At 61.5% G+C, this 14,789-nt stretch carries 13 protein-coding genes; 10 read left to right on the forward strand and 3 right to left on the reverse strand.

From position 1 onward, the window contains the following. The first annotated feature begins 8 nt into the window (after positions 1-8). From phnL to phnP, 4 genes are read left to right on the forward strand one after another with little or no spacing between them, the layout of a single operon-like run. On the forward strand, positions 9-689 hold the full coding sequence (phnL, locus tag CWM57_RS14535; RefSeq protein WP_074387320.1) for a phosphonate C-P lyase system protein PhnL: 681 nt from the start codon (positions 9-11) through the stop codon (positions 687-689). After that, positions 686-1,822 carry an alpha-D-ribose 1-methylphosphonate 5-triphosphate diphosphatase gene (gene phnM, locus CWM57_RS14540; protein ID WP_074387321.1) on the forward strand — a complete coding sequence of 379 codons (1,137 nt, stop codon included), beginning with the start codon at positions 686-688 and terminating at the stop codon, positions 1,820-1,822. Before phnL ends, phnM begins: the two co-directional genes overlap by 4 nt. Beyond that, entirely contained in the window at positions 1,822-2,385 is a 564-nt protein-coding gene (phnN, locus tag CWM57_RS14545) for a ribose 1,5-bisphosphokinase (RefSeq protein ID WP_074387322.1), read from the forward strand. The genes phnM and phnN overlap by 1 nt, the downstream gene beginning before the upstream one ends. A gap of 15 nt (positions 2,386-2,400) precedes the next feature. Next, positions 2,401-3,159, forward strand: a complete 759-nt coding sequence (phnP, locus tag CWM57_RS14550) for a phosphonate metabolism protein PhnP (protein WP_074387323.1) — start codon at positions 2,401-2,403, stop codon at positions 3,157-3,159. A gap of 22 nt (positions 3,160-3,181) precedes the next feature. On the opposite strand, the gene yjdP is transcribed toward phnP, so the two are convergent. After that, positions 3,182-3,520: a DDRRRQL repeat protein YjdP gene (gene yjdP / locus CWM57_RS14555; protein WP_061156083.1), complete on the reverse strand. Its 339-nt coding sequence runs from the start codon at positions 3,518-3,520 to the stop codon at positions 3,182-3,184. A gap of 70 nt (positions 3,521-3,590) precedes the next feature. Next, positions 3,591-5,876 (reverse strand): ATP-binding protein, encoded by a 2,286-nt coding sequence (locus CWM57_RS14560; protein WP_074387324.1) that lies wholly within the window; start codon positions 5,874-5,876, stop codon positions 3,591-3,593. A gap of 179 nt (positions 5,877-6,055) precedes the next feature. Between CWM57_RS14560 and CWM57_RS14565 the strand changes: the two genes are divergently transcribed. The 4 genes from CWM57_RS14565 (at position 6,056) to CWM57_RS14580 (ending at position 10,625) form a co-directional block, all read left to right on the forward strand. Beyond that, positions 6,056-7,576 (forward strand): sugar ABC transporter ATP-binding protein, encoded by a 1,521-nt coding sequence (locus CWM57_RS14565; protein ID WP_061156085.1) that lies wholly within the window; start codon positions 6,056-6,058, stop codon positions 7,574-7,576. Next, the gene (locus CWM57_RS14570) at positions 7,573-8,571 is read left to right on the forward strand and encodes an ABC transporter permease subunit (protein WP_023296904.1); all 999 of its coding nucleotides are present in this window, start codon (positions 7,573-7,575) and stop codon (positions 8,569-8,571) included. The genes CWM57_RS14565 and CWM57_RS14570 overlap by 4 nt, the downstream gene beginning before the upstream one ends. A gap of 30 nt (positions 8,572-8,601) precedes the next feature. Further along, positions 8,602-9,543, forward strand: coding sequence for an ABC transporter substrate-binding protein (locus CWM57_RS14575; RefSeq protein ID WP_074387326.1), 942 nt, complete (start codon positions 8,602-8,604; stop codon positions 9,541-9,543). Between the two features lie 74 nt (positions 9,544-9,617). Continuing rightward, positions 9,618-10,625, forward strand: a complete 1,008-nt coding sequence (locus CWM57_RS14580) for a carbohydrate kinase family protein (protein WP_074387327.1) — start codon at positions 9,618-9,620, stop codon at positions 10,623-10,625. 42 nt (positions 10,626-10,667) lie between these two features. On the opposite strand, the gene CWM57_RS14585 is transcribed toward CWM57_RS14580, so the two are convergent. Beyond that, positions 10,668-11,396 carry a response regulator transcription factor gene (locus CWM57_RS14585; protein WP_074387328.1) on the reverse strand — a complete coding sequence of 243 codons (729 nt, stop codon included), beginning with the start codon at positions 11,394-11,396 and terminating at the stop codon, positions 10,668-10,670. A gap of 272 nt (positions 11,397-11,668) precedes the next feature. Here CWM57_RS14585 and fdhF point away from each other — a divergent pair, with 272 nt between their 5' ends. Next, a complete protein-coding gene (gene fdhF / locus CWM57_RS14590) occupies positions 11,669-13,816 on the forward strand; it encodes a formate dehydrogenase subunit alpha (protein WP_100676124.1) in 2,148 nt (715 codons plus the stop codon). A gap of 265 nt (positions 13,817-14,081) precedes the next feature. Beyond that, positions 14,082-14,768, forward strand: coding sequence for a tetratricopeptide repeat protein (locus CWM57_RS14595; protein WP_061156090.1), 687 nt, complete (start codon positions 14,082-14,084; stop codon positions 14,766-14,768). The last annotated feature ends 21 nt before the right edge of the window (positions 14,769-14,789 follow it).

The raw sequence follows: 14,789 nt of genomic DNA on the forward strand, positions 1-14,789 counted from the left end.
GGGCTAACATGATCCGCGTTGAAAACATCCATAAAACCTTTGTTCTGCACCAGCAGCACGGCGTGCGCCTGCCGGTGCTGGCCGACGCCTCGCTGACCGTTAACGCCGGGGAGTGCGTGGTACTCCACGGTCACTCCGGCAGCGGCAAATCGACGTTGCTGCGTTCGCTATATGCCAATTATCTGCCGGACAGCGGCCATATCCACATCCGCCACGGCGAGGAATGGGTGGATCTGGTCACCGCCACCCCACGCAAGGTACTGGAAGTGCGCAAAACCACCATCGGCTGGGTCAGCCAGTTTCTGCGGGTGATCCCGCGCATTTCAGCCCTGGAGGTGGTGATGCAGCCGCTGCTCGACCTCGGGACGCCGCGTGAAGCGAGCGCCGCGAAAGCCGCACAGCTCCTGACCCGCCTCAACGTTCCGGAACGCCTGTGGCACCTTGCGCCGTCGACCTTTTCCGGCGGCGAGCAGCAGCGGGTCAACATCGCCCGCGGCTTTGCGGTCGACTATCCGATTCTGCTCCTTGATGAGCCCACCGCCTCACTGGATGCCAAAAACAGTGCTGCCGTGGTCAACCTGATCCACGATGCCAAAGCGCGCGGCGCGGCCATCGTGGGGATTTTCCATGACGAAGGAGTGCGCCATCAGGTCGCCGACCGACTGCACTCCATGGGAATGACAGCATGATTATCAATAACGTAAAACTGGTTCTCGACCACGACGTGGTCCACGGCTCACTGGAAGTCCAGCACGGTCGCATCCTCGCCTTTGCCGAAAGCCAGAGCCGGCTGCCACAGGCGCTGGATGGAGAAGGCGGCTGGCTGCTGCCGGGCCTTATCGAGCTGCATACCGATAATCTCGACAAGTTCTTTACGCCGCGGCCGAAAGTGGACTGGCCAGCCCACTCGGCGATGAGCAGCCATGACGCCATGATGGTCGCCAGCGGCATTACCACCGTACTGGACGCCGTGGCGATTGGCGACGTGCGCGATGGCGGCGATCGTCTTGAGAATCTGGAGAAGATGGTCAATGCGGTGGAAGAGACGCAAAAGCGCGGCCTCAACCGCGCCGAGCACCGCCTGCACCTGCGCTGCGAGCTGCCGCATCACACCACGCTACCGCTGTTCGAAAAGCTGATTGATCGCGAGTCAGTGAGCATGGTCTCTCTGATGGACCACTCGCCAGGCCAGCGTCAGTACGCCGATCGCAGCAAGTACCGCGATTATTATCAGGGCAAATATCATCTGACGCATGACGAGATGGACCGTTTTGAAGCCGAGCAGATGGCGCTGGCCGCCACCTGGTCGCAGCCGAATCGCCAGACCATCGCCGCCATGTGCCGCTCACGCCATATCGCCCTTGCCAGCCACGACGACGCCACCGAGGAGCACGTGGCCGAATCCCATCAGCTGGGGAGCGTGATCGCCGAGTTTCCCACTACGCTGGCCGCCGCCCGGGCCTCCCGCCAGCACGGCCTCCACGTCCTGATGGGGGCGCCCAATATCGTGCGCGGCGGTTCGCACTCCGGCAACATCGCGGCGCACCAGCTGGCGAGCAGTGGTTTGCTGGATATTCTCTCGTCTGACTACTATCCGGCCAGCCTGCTCGATGCGGCGTTCCGCATCGCCGACGCCGAGGATAACGCCTTCACCCTGGCACAGGCGATCCGTCTGGTCAGCAAGCATCCGGCGCAGGCGCTGGGCCTCGACGATCGCGGCGTCATCGCCGAGGGGAAACGCGCCGACCTGGTGCTGGCGCACCGTCGCGGCGATCATGTGCATATCGACCATGTCTGGCGCCAGGGAACGAGGGTCTTTTAATGCCGGGAAAACTGATTTGGCTGGTGGGCCCCTCCGGCTCCGGTAAAGACAGCCTGCTGGCGGCACTGCGCGAACGCGAGCACCCGCAGCTGCTGGTGGCCCATCGTTACATTACCCGTCCGTTTAACGCGGGCAGCGAGAATCATATCGCCCTCAGCGAACATGAATTTTTTACCCGCGCCGAGCAGCATCTTTTTGCTCTCAGCTGGCACGCCAACAATACTTACTATGGCATTGGCGTGGAGATCGACCTGTGGCTGCACGCCGGCTTCGACGTGGTGGCCAACGGCTCCCGCGCCCATCTGGCGCTGGCGCGGGAACGCTACGGTGAGGTATTGGTGCCGATCTGTCTCGCCGTCTCGCCGCCGGTGCTGCGCCAGCGGCTGGAGCAGCGCGGCCGGGAAAATGCAGTAGAAATCGCCCAGCGTCTGGATCGCGCCGCGCGCTATAAGCCAGACAATTGCCTGACGTTGAATAATGACGGGAGTCTCAGACAATCGGTTGACGATTTCTTCCGCCTGTTGCGCAGCCACGTGGCACGCGGAGAGAATCAACCGGTATGAGTGAAAGGTGACACGATGAGCCTGACAATCCGCTTAACCGGCACCGGCGGCGCCCAACTGGTACCCGTCTTCGGTTGCGACTGCGCGGCCTGCCGCCGCGCCCGCCGCGAGGAAAATCACCGCCGCCGCCCCTGTAGCGGAGTGGTGACGTTCAACAACGCCGTGACGTTGCTGGATGCCGGGCGGCCGGAACTGATGGAACATCATCCCGCTGGTAGTTTTCAGCAGGTGCTGCTGACCCACTATCATCTGGATCATGTGCAGGGGCTGTTTCCGCTGCGCTGGGGAGTCGGCGCGCCGATCCCGGTCTATGGCCCGCCGGACGACGCCGGCTGCGACGATCTGCTCAAGCACCCCGGCCTGCTCGATTTTAGCCATACTGTCACACCATTTGTGGTGTTTGAACTGCAGGGGCTGCGGGTGACGCCCCTGCCGCTCAACCACTCGAAGCTCACCTTCGGTTATCTGCTGGAGTCGGCCCACAGCCGGGTGGCCTGGCTCTCGGATACCGCCGGACTGCCGGACAAGACGCTGAAGTTTTTACTCAACAACCGCCCGCAGGCGATGATCATCGATTGCAGTCATGAGCCGCGCGCGCAGACCCCGCGTAACCACAACGATCTAAACACCGTCCGCCACCTTAACCAGGTGATCGGCTGTCCGCGAGTGATCCTCACCCATATCAGCCACCAGTTAGATGTCTGGATGATGGATAACCCGCTGCCGACAGGTTTCGAAGCGGGATATGACGGGATGGAAATCGTGCTGGATTAAGCGCGGGTCTGCCGCAGGGCGATCAGTAGCTATCATCCAGACGACGCTGGTCGCTTTCTAACTGGCGACGATCCTGATCGAGCTGGCGCTGGCGTTCATCAAGCTGGCGGCGGCGATCGTCCAGTTGCCGTTGTCGATCGTCATACTGACGCTGGCTGTCGCGGCTCTGCTGACGGCTCCCCTGATAGCTACCGTCATCGTAGCGCCCGTCGTCGTCACTGGAACGGCTGCTGCCCGGGTTATAGGCGTCGTTAATGGCTTGCTGAATATTGCCGATCGCGTCATCGATAATATCGGCGCGAGCGGCCAGGCTGGTCAGCGACAGGGTGCAAAAGAGCAGTGCGGTTGCGTAACGTTTCATCGGGGCCAATCTCGTCAGAGTCCTGCCGCTACCTTAATTAAGCGAACGCCACCCGAGTAGCGGAGGAATCTCAAATCCTCGCGTACGCCGCGCTCAGCGCCTGCGCCAGCTGGGCGCGGGTAAACGGCTTACGCAGCCACTCCACTTCCGGCAGGGCCGGGTTCTGCGCCGGACGCAAATCCTGGCCGCTGATCAGCAGCACCGGCAGCGCCGGAAAGCGGCGTCGGGCGGTATGGATCACGTCGGCACCGCTCAGCGCGCCGGGCAGCATCAGATCGCTAATCAACAGCGCAATATCCGGCGACGCCTCCAGCAGCTGCAGCGCCTCTTCGCCACTCGGCGTCTCCAGCGTCAGCCAGCCCAGCTGATGCAGCTGTTCACACAGCGTCTGGCGCACATCTTCTTCATCTTCCAGCACCAGCGCCAGCCGTTCTCCCGCCGGCAGCGGCTCGTCCTCCGCTGGCGCCACCGTCGTCTCAACCTCGGTCATCGCCCGCGGCAGCTGCAGCCGCACCGTCGTCCCCTGCCCCGGCGCGCTCTCCAGCGCCACCCGGCCGCCCGACTGGCGCACAAAACCATACACCATCGACAGCCCCAGACCGCTGCCGCTGCCGGTGGCTTTAGTGGTGAAGAACGGTTCAAACACCCGGGCTTTTACCGCCTGCGACATCCCGCTGCCATGATCGATCACCTCCAGCGCCACCATATCCTGCCGCTGGCCGCTGCTGCGGGTGACCCGCTGATTCCAGGTGCGTATTTTGATAACCCCGTCGCGCCCGGCCATGGCGTCGCGGGCGTTCATCACCAGATTGATCAGGGCGTTTTCCAGCTGGCCAACGTCTATCCATGCCGGCCACGCCGGCGACTGCGCCTCAATCTCCAGGCTTAAGGTCGCCGGCAGGGAGTGACGCATCAGCTCGCTGAGGTTCTCCAGCAGCGGCGCCATCGCCACCGCCTGGGGATGCAGCGCCTGTTTGCGCGAAAAGGCCAGCAGCCGCTGGGTCAGAAGCGCCCCACGCTCCGCCGCCTTCAGCGCCCTGGAGAGTCGCGGCGCATCGCGTGCGTCCGGTTCCACCAGCTCGAGGCTGCCGATGATCACCGCCAACAGGTTGTTAAAGTCATGCGCCAGCCCCCCGGTCAACTGGCCGACGGCTTTCATCTTCTGGCTGTGCAGCAGCGCCTCTTCCAGCTCCTGGCGCTTAATTCGATCGATCTCCATCTGGGTGGTCTTCTCTTTCAGCAGCCGGGTGGTGTGCTCCAGCGATGCCGTATTGCGGGCGAAAACGTTAAAGGCCCGCGCCAGCTCGCCCAGCTCATCACGCCGCTGCAGGGCCGGCACCGAGACGTTCGGCTCCCCCTGAGCCAGCCGCGACATCGCAAGGGAGATGGCGGTCAGGTTCGAGCCGAGGTTACGGTAGATATACCACCCGGCGCAGCCGGTGATCGCCAGCGCCAGCAGCGCGGAAAGCAGAATAAACATGCTGATGGAGCGCAGCTCCCGATGGCTCTGCGCCGCCCGCTGCTCTGAGGCTTCCGCCACCCGGCTCACGTACTGATTGATATCCTCGTTAAGCAACGCGACCAGCGCTTTGATGTGGTACATGTACCAGCTGATCGTCAGGTCACTCTCCTCCAGCTGGGCCGACAGCGGGGCCAGCTTCGCCAGCTCACCGGTGACGTCGGGAAGAAAAAACGCCAGCGCGGGATCGGCGCTGCCTGCCGGCAGGTCTCCGCGCAGCTGGTCGAGCTGCAGGACGATCGACCGCGGCGTAACGGTATGGATCGCGGCCACGATCAGCCGGTCCATCTCGGCCAGGCGGCGCGGATCGATCGCCTTATCCCCGCCGCGATCGTTAAGATCGGCGAGATGGCGCAGGTTGCTCTGATTCTGGTAAAGCGAACTCAGCAGCGCATTGCGCTGCAGATGGCGGCGCTGGCCGCGCTCCAGCATCTCCGCCACACTCTGCTGCAGCGCGTTGCTGCGGCGAATAATATTGGCCACCCGCGCCTGTTCCTGCTGCGCCAGCGGGGCCGCCGCCAGCTGGGCCAGCGAGTGCTTCAGCGCCTGCTGCGTCGCCAGCAGCCGTTCCGCTTCGCTTTTGTACTCCAGCGCCCCCACCACCTGCGACAGGCGCACCGCCGCCGTGGCGACATTCGCCGTGTCCCGCGCCAGATCCATACTGCCGCGCATGTCGTTGAGAGTCTGGCGCTGCACCTGCTCCTGCAGCTGGCTGGCGTGGTGAAAGCCAAACACCGCCACGCCGCTGACCAGCAGGGTGACCACGCCCATCAGCAGATTAAAGGAGAGCAGGCGGCCACGGGCGCTGGTGAAAAACGGGTGTCGGCGAGCGGTCATAGCAACTCCAGTGAAGGATCGGTCGGCAGATAAGCGTGACGGTGCAGAAAATGACGCCGCGTAACTGTGATCGCGGTTAACTATTTATCACTATGACAAATATGAATGGATTCTGACATTCTGCATTTATTTTCCGGTGGTGGACTGCAGCTATTGTTCTCACAGACAGGAGCGCCGCGATGACCGCCACCCCGGTACTGGAAATGCGCCATATTGCCAAAGTCTTTGGCAAATTCTACGCGCTGAAAGGCGTAGACCTGACGGTCTGGCCAGGGGAGATCCATGCCCTGATGGGAGAAAACGGCGCCGGAAAAAGCACGCTGATGAAGATCCTTGCCGGCGCCTATACCGCCACCAGCGGCGAGATCCTGATCGACGGTAAACCGCAAACCATCCGGGGCCCCAAGGACGCGCTGGCCGCTGGGATCACGCTGATCTACCAGGAGATGCAGCTGGCGCCGAACCTCACCGTCGCGGAAAACATTTTCCTCGGCAGCGAGCTGGCGCGCGGTGGTCTGGTGCAGCGTAAAGCGATGCTCAGCCAGGCGCAGGCGGTGATCGACCGCCTCGGCGCTCAGTTCAAAGCCAGCGACCGGGTGATGACCCTGACCATCGCCGAACAGCAGCAGGTGGAGATCGCCCGCGCGCTGCACCGTCAAAGCCGCATTCTGGTGATGGATGAACCCACCGCCGCCCTCTCCTCGCGGGAAACCCAGCGCCTGTTCGATCTCATCCTGCGCCTGCGCGATGAGGGGATGGCGATTATCTATATCAGCCATCGCATGGCGGAAGTATATGAGCTTTCCGACCGCGTCAGCGTCCTGCGCGATGGGCAGTATGTCGGCAGCCTGGTGCGCGACAAGCTCAACGCGGCGGAGCTGGTGCGCATGATGGTCGGTCGTCCGCTCAGCGATCTGTTCAATAAAGCGCGCGATATTCCCCGCGGCCAGCCGCGCCTGCGGGTCGAGGATCTGACCGATGGCGGCAAGGTGAAGCCCAGCAGCCTAGTAGTGCATGCTGGCGAAATCGTCGGCCTCGCCGGACTGGTCGGCGCCGGACGGTCCGAACTGGCGCAGCTGATTTTCGGCGTGCGCAAAGCCACCGGTGGGGTGATTGAGATCGACGGCGAGCCGGTGGTGATCCACTCGCCGCGCGAAGCCATCGACCTCGGGATCGGCTTTCTGACCGAAAACCGCAAAGAACAGGGGTTGTTTCTCGAACTGGCAGCCCAGGAAAACATCACCATGGCGACGCTGGAACGCGACGCGAACTGGGGGATGCTCAACCGCCGGAAGGCGCAAACCATCTCCGATGACGCCATCCAGTTGCTTAACATCCGCGTGCCGCACGCCCAGGTGCGCGCCGGCGGGCTGTCCGGCGGCAACCAGCAGAAATTATTGATTTCACGCTGGGTGGCGATTGGCCCGCGCATTCTGATCCTCGATGAACCCACCCGCGGCGTCGACGTCGGCGCGAAAAGCGAGATTTACCGCATCATGAACGACATGGCGCGCCAGGGCGTCGCCATTCTGATGATCTCCAGCGAGCTGCCCGAAGTGGTGGGCATGAGCGACCGGGTCTATGTGATGCGCGAGGGCACTATCGCCGGCGAGCTGCAGGCCGGCGATATCAGCCAGGAAAGCATCATGACGCTGGCCACCGGCGTGAACGATTCTCACCTTAAGGCAGGGCAACTATGAGCATACCGAAAGAGACCTCCGCGCCGGTCGCGAAATCCGCTTCGGCGAAAAAAATGTTGATGGGCGACCTGATGCAGACCGTCGGCATTCTGCCGATCCTCATCCTGATCGTCGCCGTGTTCGGCTTTATCGCCCCCAACTTCTTCACGGAAAGCAATCTGCTGAATATCACCCGCCAGGCCTCGATCAACATTGTACTGGCGGCGGGAATGACCTTCATCATCCTCACCGGCGGCATTGACCTCTCCGTCGGCTCCATTCTCGGCACCACCGCGGTGGCGGCAATGGTGGTGTCGCTGATCCCGGCGTTTACGTTGCTGTCGATTCCGGCGGCGCTGATGCTCGGCCTGCTGCTTGGGCTGTTCAACGGCGCGCTGGTCGCCTTCGCCGGGTTACCGCCGTTTATCGTCACCCTCGGCACCTACACGGCGCTGCGCGGCGCCGCCTATCTGCTGGCTGACGGCACCACGGTGATCAACTCCGATATCAGCTTTGAGTGGATCGGCAATGACTATCTCGGCCCGGTGCCGTGGCTGGTGGTCATCGCCCTGGCGGTTATCGCGGTGTGCTGGTTTATCCTGCGCCGCACTACCCTTGGGGTGCATATCTACGCGGTGGGCGGCAACATGCAGGCGGCGCGGCTGACCGGCATCAAAGTCTGGCTGGTGCTGCTGTTTGTCTACGGCATGAGCGGCCTGCTCTCCGGTCTTGGCGGGGTGATGAGCGCCTCGCGGTTATACAGCGCCAACGGCAACCTCGGCGTCGGCTACGAACTGGATGCCATCGCCGCGGTCATTCTCGGCGGCACCAGCTTCGTCGGTGGTATCGGCACCATCACCGGTACGCTGGTGGGGGCGCTGATTATCGCCACCCTCAATAACGGCATGACCCTGATGGGGGTCTCCTACTTCTGGCAACTGGTGATCAAAGGGGCGGTGATCATCATTGCGGTGCTGATCGACAAATACCGTACCCGACACCATCAAAGTGCATAACAACACCATCTTACCTGCGAGGAAAAGCGAATGCGTTTAAAACCGATAGTGACCGCGCTGTGTGCTGGCGCGCTGCTGGCCGCCTCCCCCTTTGCGTCGGCCAAAGAACTGAAAGCGATTGGCGTGACGGTGGGCGACCTTGCCAACCCGTTCTTTGTGCAGATCACCAAAGGGGCGGAGCTGGAGGCCCGCAAGCTGGCGGGAGATAATGTCAAAGTGACGCTGGTCTCCAGCGGCTACGATTTGGGCCAGCAGGTGGCGCAGATCGATAACTTTATCGCCGCCAAAGTCGATATGATCATCCTCAACGCCGCCGATTCGAAGGGCATTGGCCCGGCGGTGAAGCGGGCCAAAGAGGCCGGGATCGTGGTGGTAGCGGTTGACGTTGCCGCCGAAGGCGCCGACGCCACCATCACCTCCGATAACACCCAGGCGGGCGAGCTGGCCTGTAAATACATTAGCGACCGCCTGAACAACAAAGGCAACGTGGTGATCATCAACGGGCCGCCGGTCTCCGCCGTACAAAACCGCGTCGAAGGCTGCGAAACGGAGTTTAAAAAACATCCGGATATAAAAATCCTCTCCTCCAACCAGAACGCCAAAGGCAGCCGGGAAGGCGGCCTGGAGGTGATGACCTCCCTGCTGGCGGCCAATCCGAAGATTGACGGCGTGTTCGCGATCAACGATCCGACGGCGATTGGCGCCGATCTGGCGGCGAAACAGGCGCAGCGTAACGAGTTCTTCATCGTGGGCGTCGACGGCAGCCCGGACGGCGAAGAGGCGCTGAAGCGTAAGAACTCGCTGTTCGTCGCGACGCCGGCGCAGGATCCGCAGGTCATGGCGGCGAAGGCGGTGGAGATTGGCTACGACATCCTGCAGGGCAAACCGGCGCCGACCGCGCCAGTGCTAATCCCGGTGACGATGATCGACAAAAACAACGTCAGCTCTTACAAAGGCTGGACCGTGAAATAAGCGCAACCCGGCGCACAATCGTTCCGCCGATTGTGCGCTACGCTTAACGAGTATGACGGCGCGGAGTAGCGATCATGGAACGTAAAGGGATTATTGCCGCAGGCAACATGCTGGTCGATCATGTCCATCAGATCAGGCAGTGGCCGGAGCGCGGCTGGCTGGTGGAAATTGTCCATAGCGAACGCGCCACCGGCGGCGCCCCGCTGAATGTCCTGCTGACTCTGGCTAAAATGCATGCCGGACTGCCGCTGCAGGCGGTTGGCCTGATTGGCGAGGATAACGACGGCGATTACATTACCGCCATGCTCGATCAGTACCATATCAATCGCCAGCTCGTGCAGCGCACCAGCTCCGCCCCCACCTCGATGACCCAGGTGATGACCGACGCCGACGGCCAGCGCACCTTCTTTCACTCTCCCGGCGCCAACCGACTGCTTGACCTCCCGGCCTTTGAGCCGCTGGATGCGCCGCTGAAGATTTTCCATCTCGGCTATCTGCTGCTGCTCGAAAGCCTTGATCGGCCCGACGAGGCGTTCGGCACCCGCAGCGCGCGACTGCTGGCGCAGATGCGCGATCGAGGCTATGAAGTGTCCCTCGACCTGGTGTCGCGCAAAGGCGATCCGCACTACCGCCCGCGGGTCCTGCCGGCGCTGGCGCATCTCGACTACCTGACCATCAATGAGCTGGAGGCCAGTGAGTTTAGCGGGCTGGAAATCCGTCTGCCCAACGGCGAGCCGCACGTCGCTAATATCGCCCGCGCCGCCAGCGCATTACTTGACGCCGGCGTGCGCCAGCGGGTGGTGATCCATTGTCCGGAGGGGGCATGGGGTGTATCCCGCACGGAAGCCGGGCGCTGGGTACCGTCATGGCGGCTGCCGCCGGAGGAGATTATCGGCAGCGTCGGCGCGGGGGATGCCTTCTGTGCGGGCCTGCTGTATGGCAGTCACGAACGCTGGCCGTTAACCGACAGTCTGCAGCTGGCCCACGCCTGCGCCCGCGCCAGCCTGCAGGCCGCCAATGCGATCGACGGCGCCAAAACGCTCCCTGAGCTGCAGGCGTTTATTCAGTTGCAGAATGGTTAGATCCTCCAGCGCCGGGCGGGCCGGTCAGACAGCAAACCCGCCCTACGCCGCCTTCTCGCTGTGGGTCACATCGGCGGAAAAGACATAGCCCAGACCGCGCAGGGTTTTAATCAACGTCGGCTGATGCGGGTTTAACTCGATTTTGCGGCGCAGGCGCATGATCAGCACGTCGATGGTCCGGTCGAACACCTCAGTGCTTTCATTATGAGTCAGCGCCAGCAGTTGTTCGCGATTCAATACCCGGCGCGCGTTCTGCGCCAGCGCCAGCAGCAGGCCATATTCTCCCTGAGTCAGAGGAACGGCCTGCTGCTGTGGGTTATACAGTTCACAGCGCGTGGTATCCAGCCGCCAGCCGTTAAACGTCAGGCCGCTGCCGACGCCCGACGTCTCGCCGGCCAGCGCCCCGCTGCGCCGCAGTACCGCTTTCACTCGGGCGACCACCACCCGCGAGCTGAAAGGTTTGGCGATGTAATCATCGGCGCCCATCTCCAGGCCCACCACCACATCAGACTCACTGCCCAGACCAGACAGCATCACCACCGGCAACTCAGGCCGCGTGCGCTGCAGCTGCTGAAGCACCTGCAAACCATGGGTATCCGGCAGGATCATATCCAGCAAAACCAGCGCGATGTCTGCCCGCTGCGCCACCATCGCCAGCGCGTCGCCGCCGGTCTGGCAGACCAATACTTCAAACGCGTGCGCGCCAAGCACATCGCTGAGCAGTTCGCCCATCGCTATGTCGTCATCCACCACCAAAATGACTGGTTTCATCTTTGCCTCTGCCCGCGGGGAATTAGTGTCAGTCTGATCGATTCTGCAAGCCTGCGCCGACAAATTCCTCTCCCGGTGACATTTTTTCAAGCGCCGTCACATCTCCAGCGTATCGACACGTCAAATCTGTCGACAGGCTGTTTTTCGTCAGCATTTCGCCCAAAAAAGCCGCGTATCATCAAGGAATATCCACAATGAAAATATGGCATAGAAGATGCATAGTGACGGCGCGATAGCGCAAACGCGCCCATTGAATAACTGGAGCAAGACCGATGAAAAAAGTCGTCACGGTTTGCCCGTATTGCGCATCAGGTTGCAAAATCAACCTGGTGGTCGATAACGGCAAAATCGTTCGGGCTGAAGCGGCGCAGGGGAAAACCAACCAGGGAACCCTGTGCCTGAAGGGCTATTATGGCTGGGACTTTATTAACGATACCCAGATCCTGACGCCGCGCCTGAAAAACCCCATGATCCGTCGTCAACGCGGCGGCAAGCTGGAAGCTGTCTCCTGGGATGAGGCGCTGGATTACGTCGCCACTCGCCTCAGCGCCATTAAAGCCAAATATGGCCCGGATGCGATCCAAACCACCGGCTCCTCCCGCGGCACCGGTAATGAAACCAACTATGTGATGCAAAAATTCGCGCGCGCCGTTATTGGTACCAATAACGTCGACTGCTGCGCTCGCGTCTGACACGGCCCTTCGGTTGCAGGTCTGCACCAGTCGGTCGGTAACGGCGCCATGAGTAATGCCATCACGGAGATTGATAACACCGATCTGGTGTTTATCTTCGGTTACAACCCGGCGGATTCCCACCCTATCGTGGCGAATCACGTCATTAACGCCAAACGCAACGGGGCGAAAATCATCGTCTGCGACCCGCGCAAAATTGAAACCGCGCGCATCGCCGACATGCACATTGCGCTGAAGAACGGCTCGAATATCGCGCTGCTCAACGCCATTGGCCACGTCATTATTGAAGAGGATCTGTACGATAAATCCTTCGTCGCCAGCCGTTCCGAAGGCTTCGAGGAGTATCGCAAGATCGTCGAAGGTTATACGCCGGAGTCGGTGGAAGCGATCACCGGGGTTAGCGCCCAGGAGATCCGCGCCTGCGCCCGGATGTACGCCAGCGCAAAATCTGCCGCCATCCTGTGGGGCATGGGTGTCACCCAGTTCTATCAGGGCGTGGAGACAGTACGGTCGCTGACCAGCCTCGCGATCCTCACCGGCAACCTCGGCAAGCCGAGCGTCGGCGTCAACCCGGTGCGCGGGCAGAACAACGTCCAGGGGGCCTGCGATATGGGCGCGCTGCCAGATACCTATCCGGGCTATCAGTACGTCAAGTTCCCGGAGAACCGCGAGAAGTTCGCCAAAGCCTGGGGCGTCGACAGCCTGCCGGAACATACCGGCTATCGCATCAGCGAGCTGCCGCATCGCGCGGCGCACGGCGAAGTGCGGGCGGCGTACATCATGGGTGAGGATCCGTTGCAGACCGATGCCGAACTCTCTGCGGTCCGCAAAGCGTTCGACGATCTGGAACTGGTTATCGTCCAGGACATTTTCATGACCAAAACCGCCTCCGCGGCCGACGTCATCCTGCCGTCCACCTCGTGGGGCGAGCACGAAGGCGTGTATACCGCAGCGGACCGCGGCTTCCAGCGCTTCTTTAAAGCGGTGGAGCCGAAGTGGGACCTGAAAACCGACTGGCAGATCATCAGCGAAATCGCCACCCGGATGGGTTACAAGATGCACTACAACAACACCCAGGAGATCTGGGACGAGTTGCGGCATCTGTGCCCGGACTTCTATGGCGCCACCTATGAGAAAATGGGTGAACTCGGCTATGTCATGTGGCCATGCCGCGATGAGTCCGACGCCGACCAGGGGACGTCGTATCTGTTTAAAGAGAAGTTCGATACCCCGAACGGGCTGGCACAGTTCTTCACCTGCGACTGGGTCGCGCCGATCGATAAGCTCACCGACGAGTACCCAATGGTGCTGTCGACAGTGCGCGAAGTCGGCCACTACTCGTGCCGTTCGATGACCGGCAACTGCGCGGCGCTGGCGGCACTGGCGGATGAACCGGGCTATGCGCAAATCAACACCGCCGACGCCGAACGGTTAGGCATCGAAGATGAAGCGCTGGTGTGGGTGAATTCGCGTAAGGGTCGGATCATCACCCGCGCGCAGGTCAGCGATCGGCCGAATAAAGGCGCGGTATACATGACCTACCAGTGGTGGATCGGTGCCTGTAACGAGCTGGTGTCGGAGAACCTGAGTCCGATAACCAAAACGCCGGAGTACAAGTACTGCGCGGTCAACGTTGAGCGGATTGCCGATCAGCGCGCGGCGGAACAGTACGTGATCGATGAGTACAACAAGCTGAAAGCCCGCCTGCGCGAAAGCGCGATGGGTTAAGGTTCGAACCTTTGTACCATCGAGTAGCCCCGGTAAGCGATAGCGCTACCGGGGATTTTCCCCGGAGGCGGTGCGTTGCGCCTTCTCCAGGCTACCAAATCGCACAACGCTGTAGCCCCGGTAAGCGGTAGCGCTACCGGGGATTTTCCCCGGAGGCGGTGCGTTGCGCCTTTTCCGGGTATTCACACCGCTAATTCCTGCCATTTTCTTCTTTTTCGCCTCCCTTTATACTGCGCGCTATGTTCCTTGCTGATAATAAATACAAATGAAATACCTCTTTTTATTTTTACTGGTTTTCACCAGCGGCGCAGCGGTCGCCACCGAACCCGGCAGCCAGTATCAACAGCAGGCGGAAGCCGGCGATCGACGCGCGCAATATTACCTTGCCGATACCTGGGTCAGCTCCGGCGATTATCAGAAAGCCGAATACTGGGCGCAGAAAGCCGCGGCACAGGGCGATGGCGACGCGCTGGCATTGTTGGCGCAGCTCAAAATTCGCAACTCCCAACAGGCGGACTATCCGCAGGCCCGCCAGCTGGCGGAAAAAGCCGTCGAGGCGGGCAGTAAATCCGGGGAGATCGTTCTGGCGCGGGTGCTGGTCAACCGTCAGGCCGGCCCCACCGACGTGCCGCACGCCATCAAACTCCTGCAGGATGCCGCTAAGGATAGCGAAAGCGATGCAGCGGTGGACGCCCAGATGCTGCTGGGGTTGATCTACGCCAGCGGCGTGGATGGCCCGGAGGATGATGTGAAAGCGAGCGAATACTTTAAAGGCAGCTCGGCGCTCTCACGGACCGGCTATGCCGAATACTGGGCCGGCATGATGTTCCAGCTGGGAGAGAAAGGTTTTATCGAACCGAATAAACAGAAGGCGCTGCACTGGCTCAACGTCAGCTGCCTGGAGGGGTTTGATACCGGCTGCGAAGAGTTTGATCGGATCAGTAAAGGATAAGAAAAAGCCCGGCGCGAGCGC

Origin of the sequence: Klebsiella sp. G-Nf4 (assembly GCF_002810615.1) — a bacterium.
Classification (GTDB): Bacteria; Pseudomonadota; Gammaproteobacteria; order Enterobacterales; family Enterobacteriaceae; genus Klebsiella; species Klebsiella variicola.

What these genes read in the sequence shown, in the direction of transcription:
- phnP (WP_074387323.1), top strand. Translation starts at nt 2,401, where the DNA reads ATGAGCCTGACAATCCGCTTAACCGGCACCGGCGGCGCCCAACTGGTA.
- CWM57_RS14565 (WP_061156085.1), top strand. Translation starts at nt 6,056, where the DNA reads ATGACCGCCACCCCGGTACTGGAAATGCGCCATATTGCCAAAGTCTTT.
- CWM57_RS14570 (WP_023296904.1), top strand. Translation starts at nt 7,573, where the DNA reads ATGAGCATACCGAAAGAGACCTCCGCGCCGGTCGCGAAATCCGCTTCG.
- CWM57_RS14595 (WP_061156090.1), top strand. Translation starts at nt 14,082, where the DNA reads ATGAAATACCTCTTTTTATTTTTACTGGTTTTCACCAGCGGCGCAGCG.
- CWM57_RS14575 (WP_074387326.1), top strand. Translation starts at nt 8,602, where the DNA reads ATGCGTTTAAAACCGATAGTGACCGCGCTGTGTGCTGGCGCGCTGCTG.
- phnL (WP_074387320.1), top strand. Translation starts at nt 9, where the DNA reads ATGATCCGCGTTGAAAACATCCATAAAACCTTTGTTCTGCACCAGCAG.
- yjdP (WP_061156083.1), bottom strand. Translation starts at nt 3,520, where the DNA reads ATGAAACGTTACGCAACCGCACTGCTCTTTTGCACCCTGTCGCTGACC.
- phnM (WP_074387321.1), top strand. Translation starts at nt 686, where the DNA reads ATGATTATCAATAACGTAAAACTGGTTCTCGACCACGACGTGGTCCAC.
- CWM57_RS14585 (WP_074387328.1), bottom strand. Translation starts at nt 11,396, where the DNA reads ATGAAACCAGTCATTTTGGTGGTGGATGACGACATAGCGATGGGCGAA.
- CWM57_RS14560 (WP_074387324.1), bottom strand. Translation starts at nt 5,876, where the DNA reads ATGACCGCTCGCCGACACCCGTTTTTCACCAGCGCCCGTGGCCGCCTG.
- phnN (WP_074387322.1), top strand. Translation starts at nt 1,822, where the DNA reads ATGCCGGGAAAACTGATTTGGCTGGTGGGCCCCTCCGGCTCCGGTAAA.
- CWM57_RS14580 (WP_074387327.1), top strand. Translation starts at nt 9,618, where the DNA reads ATGGAACGTAAAGGGATTATTGCCGCAGGCAACATGCTGGTCGATCAT.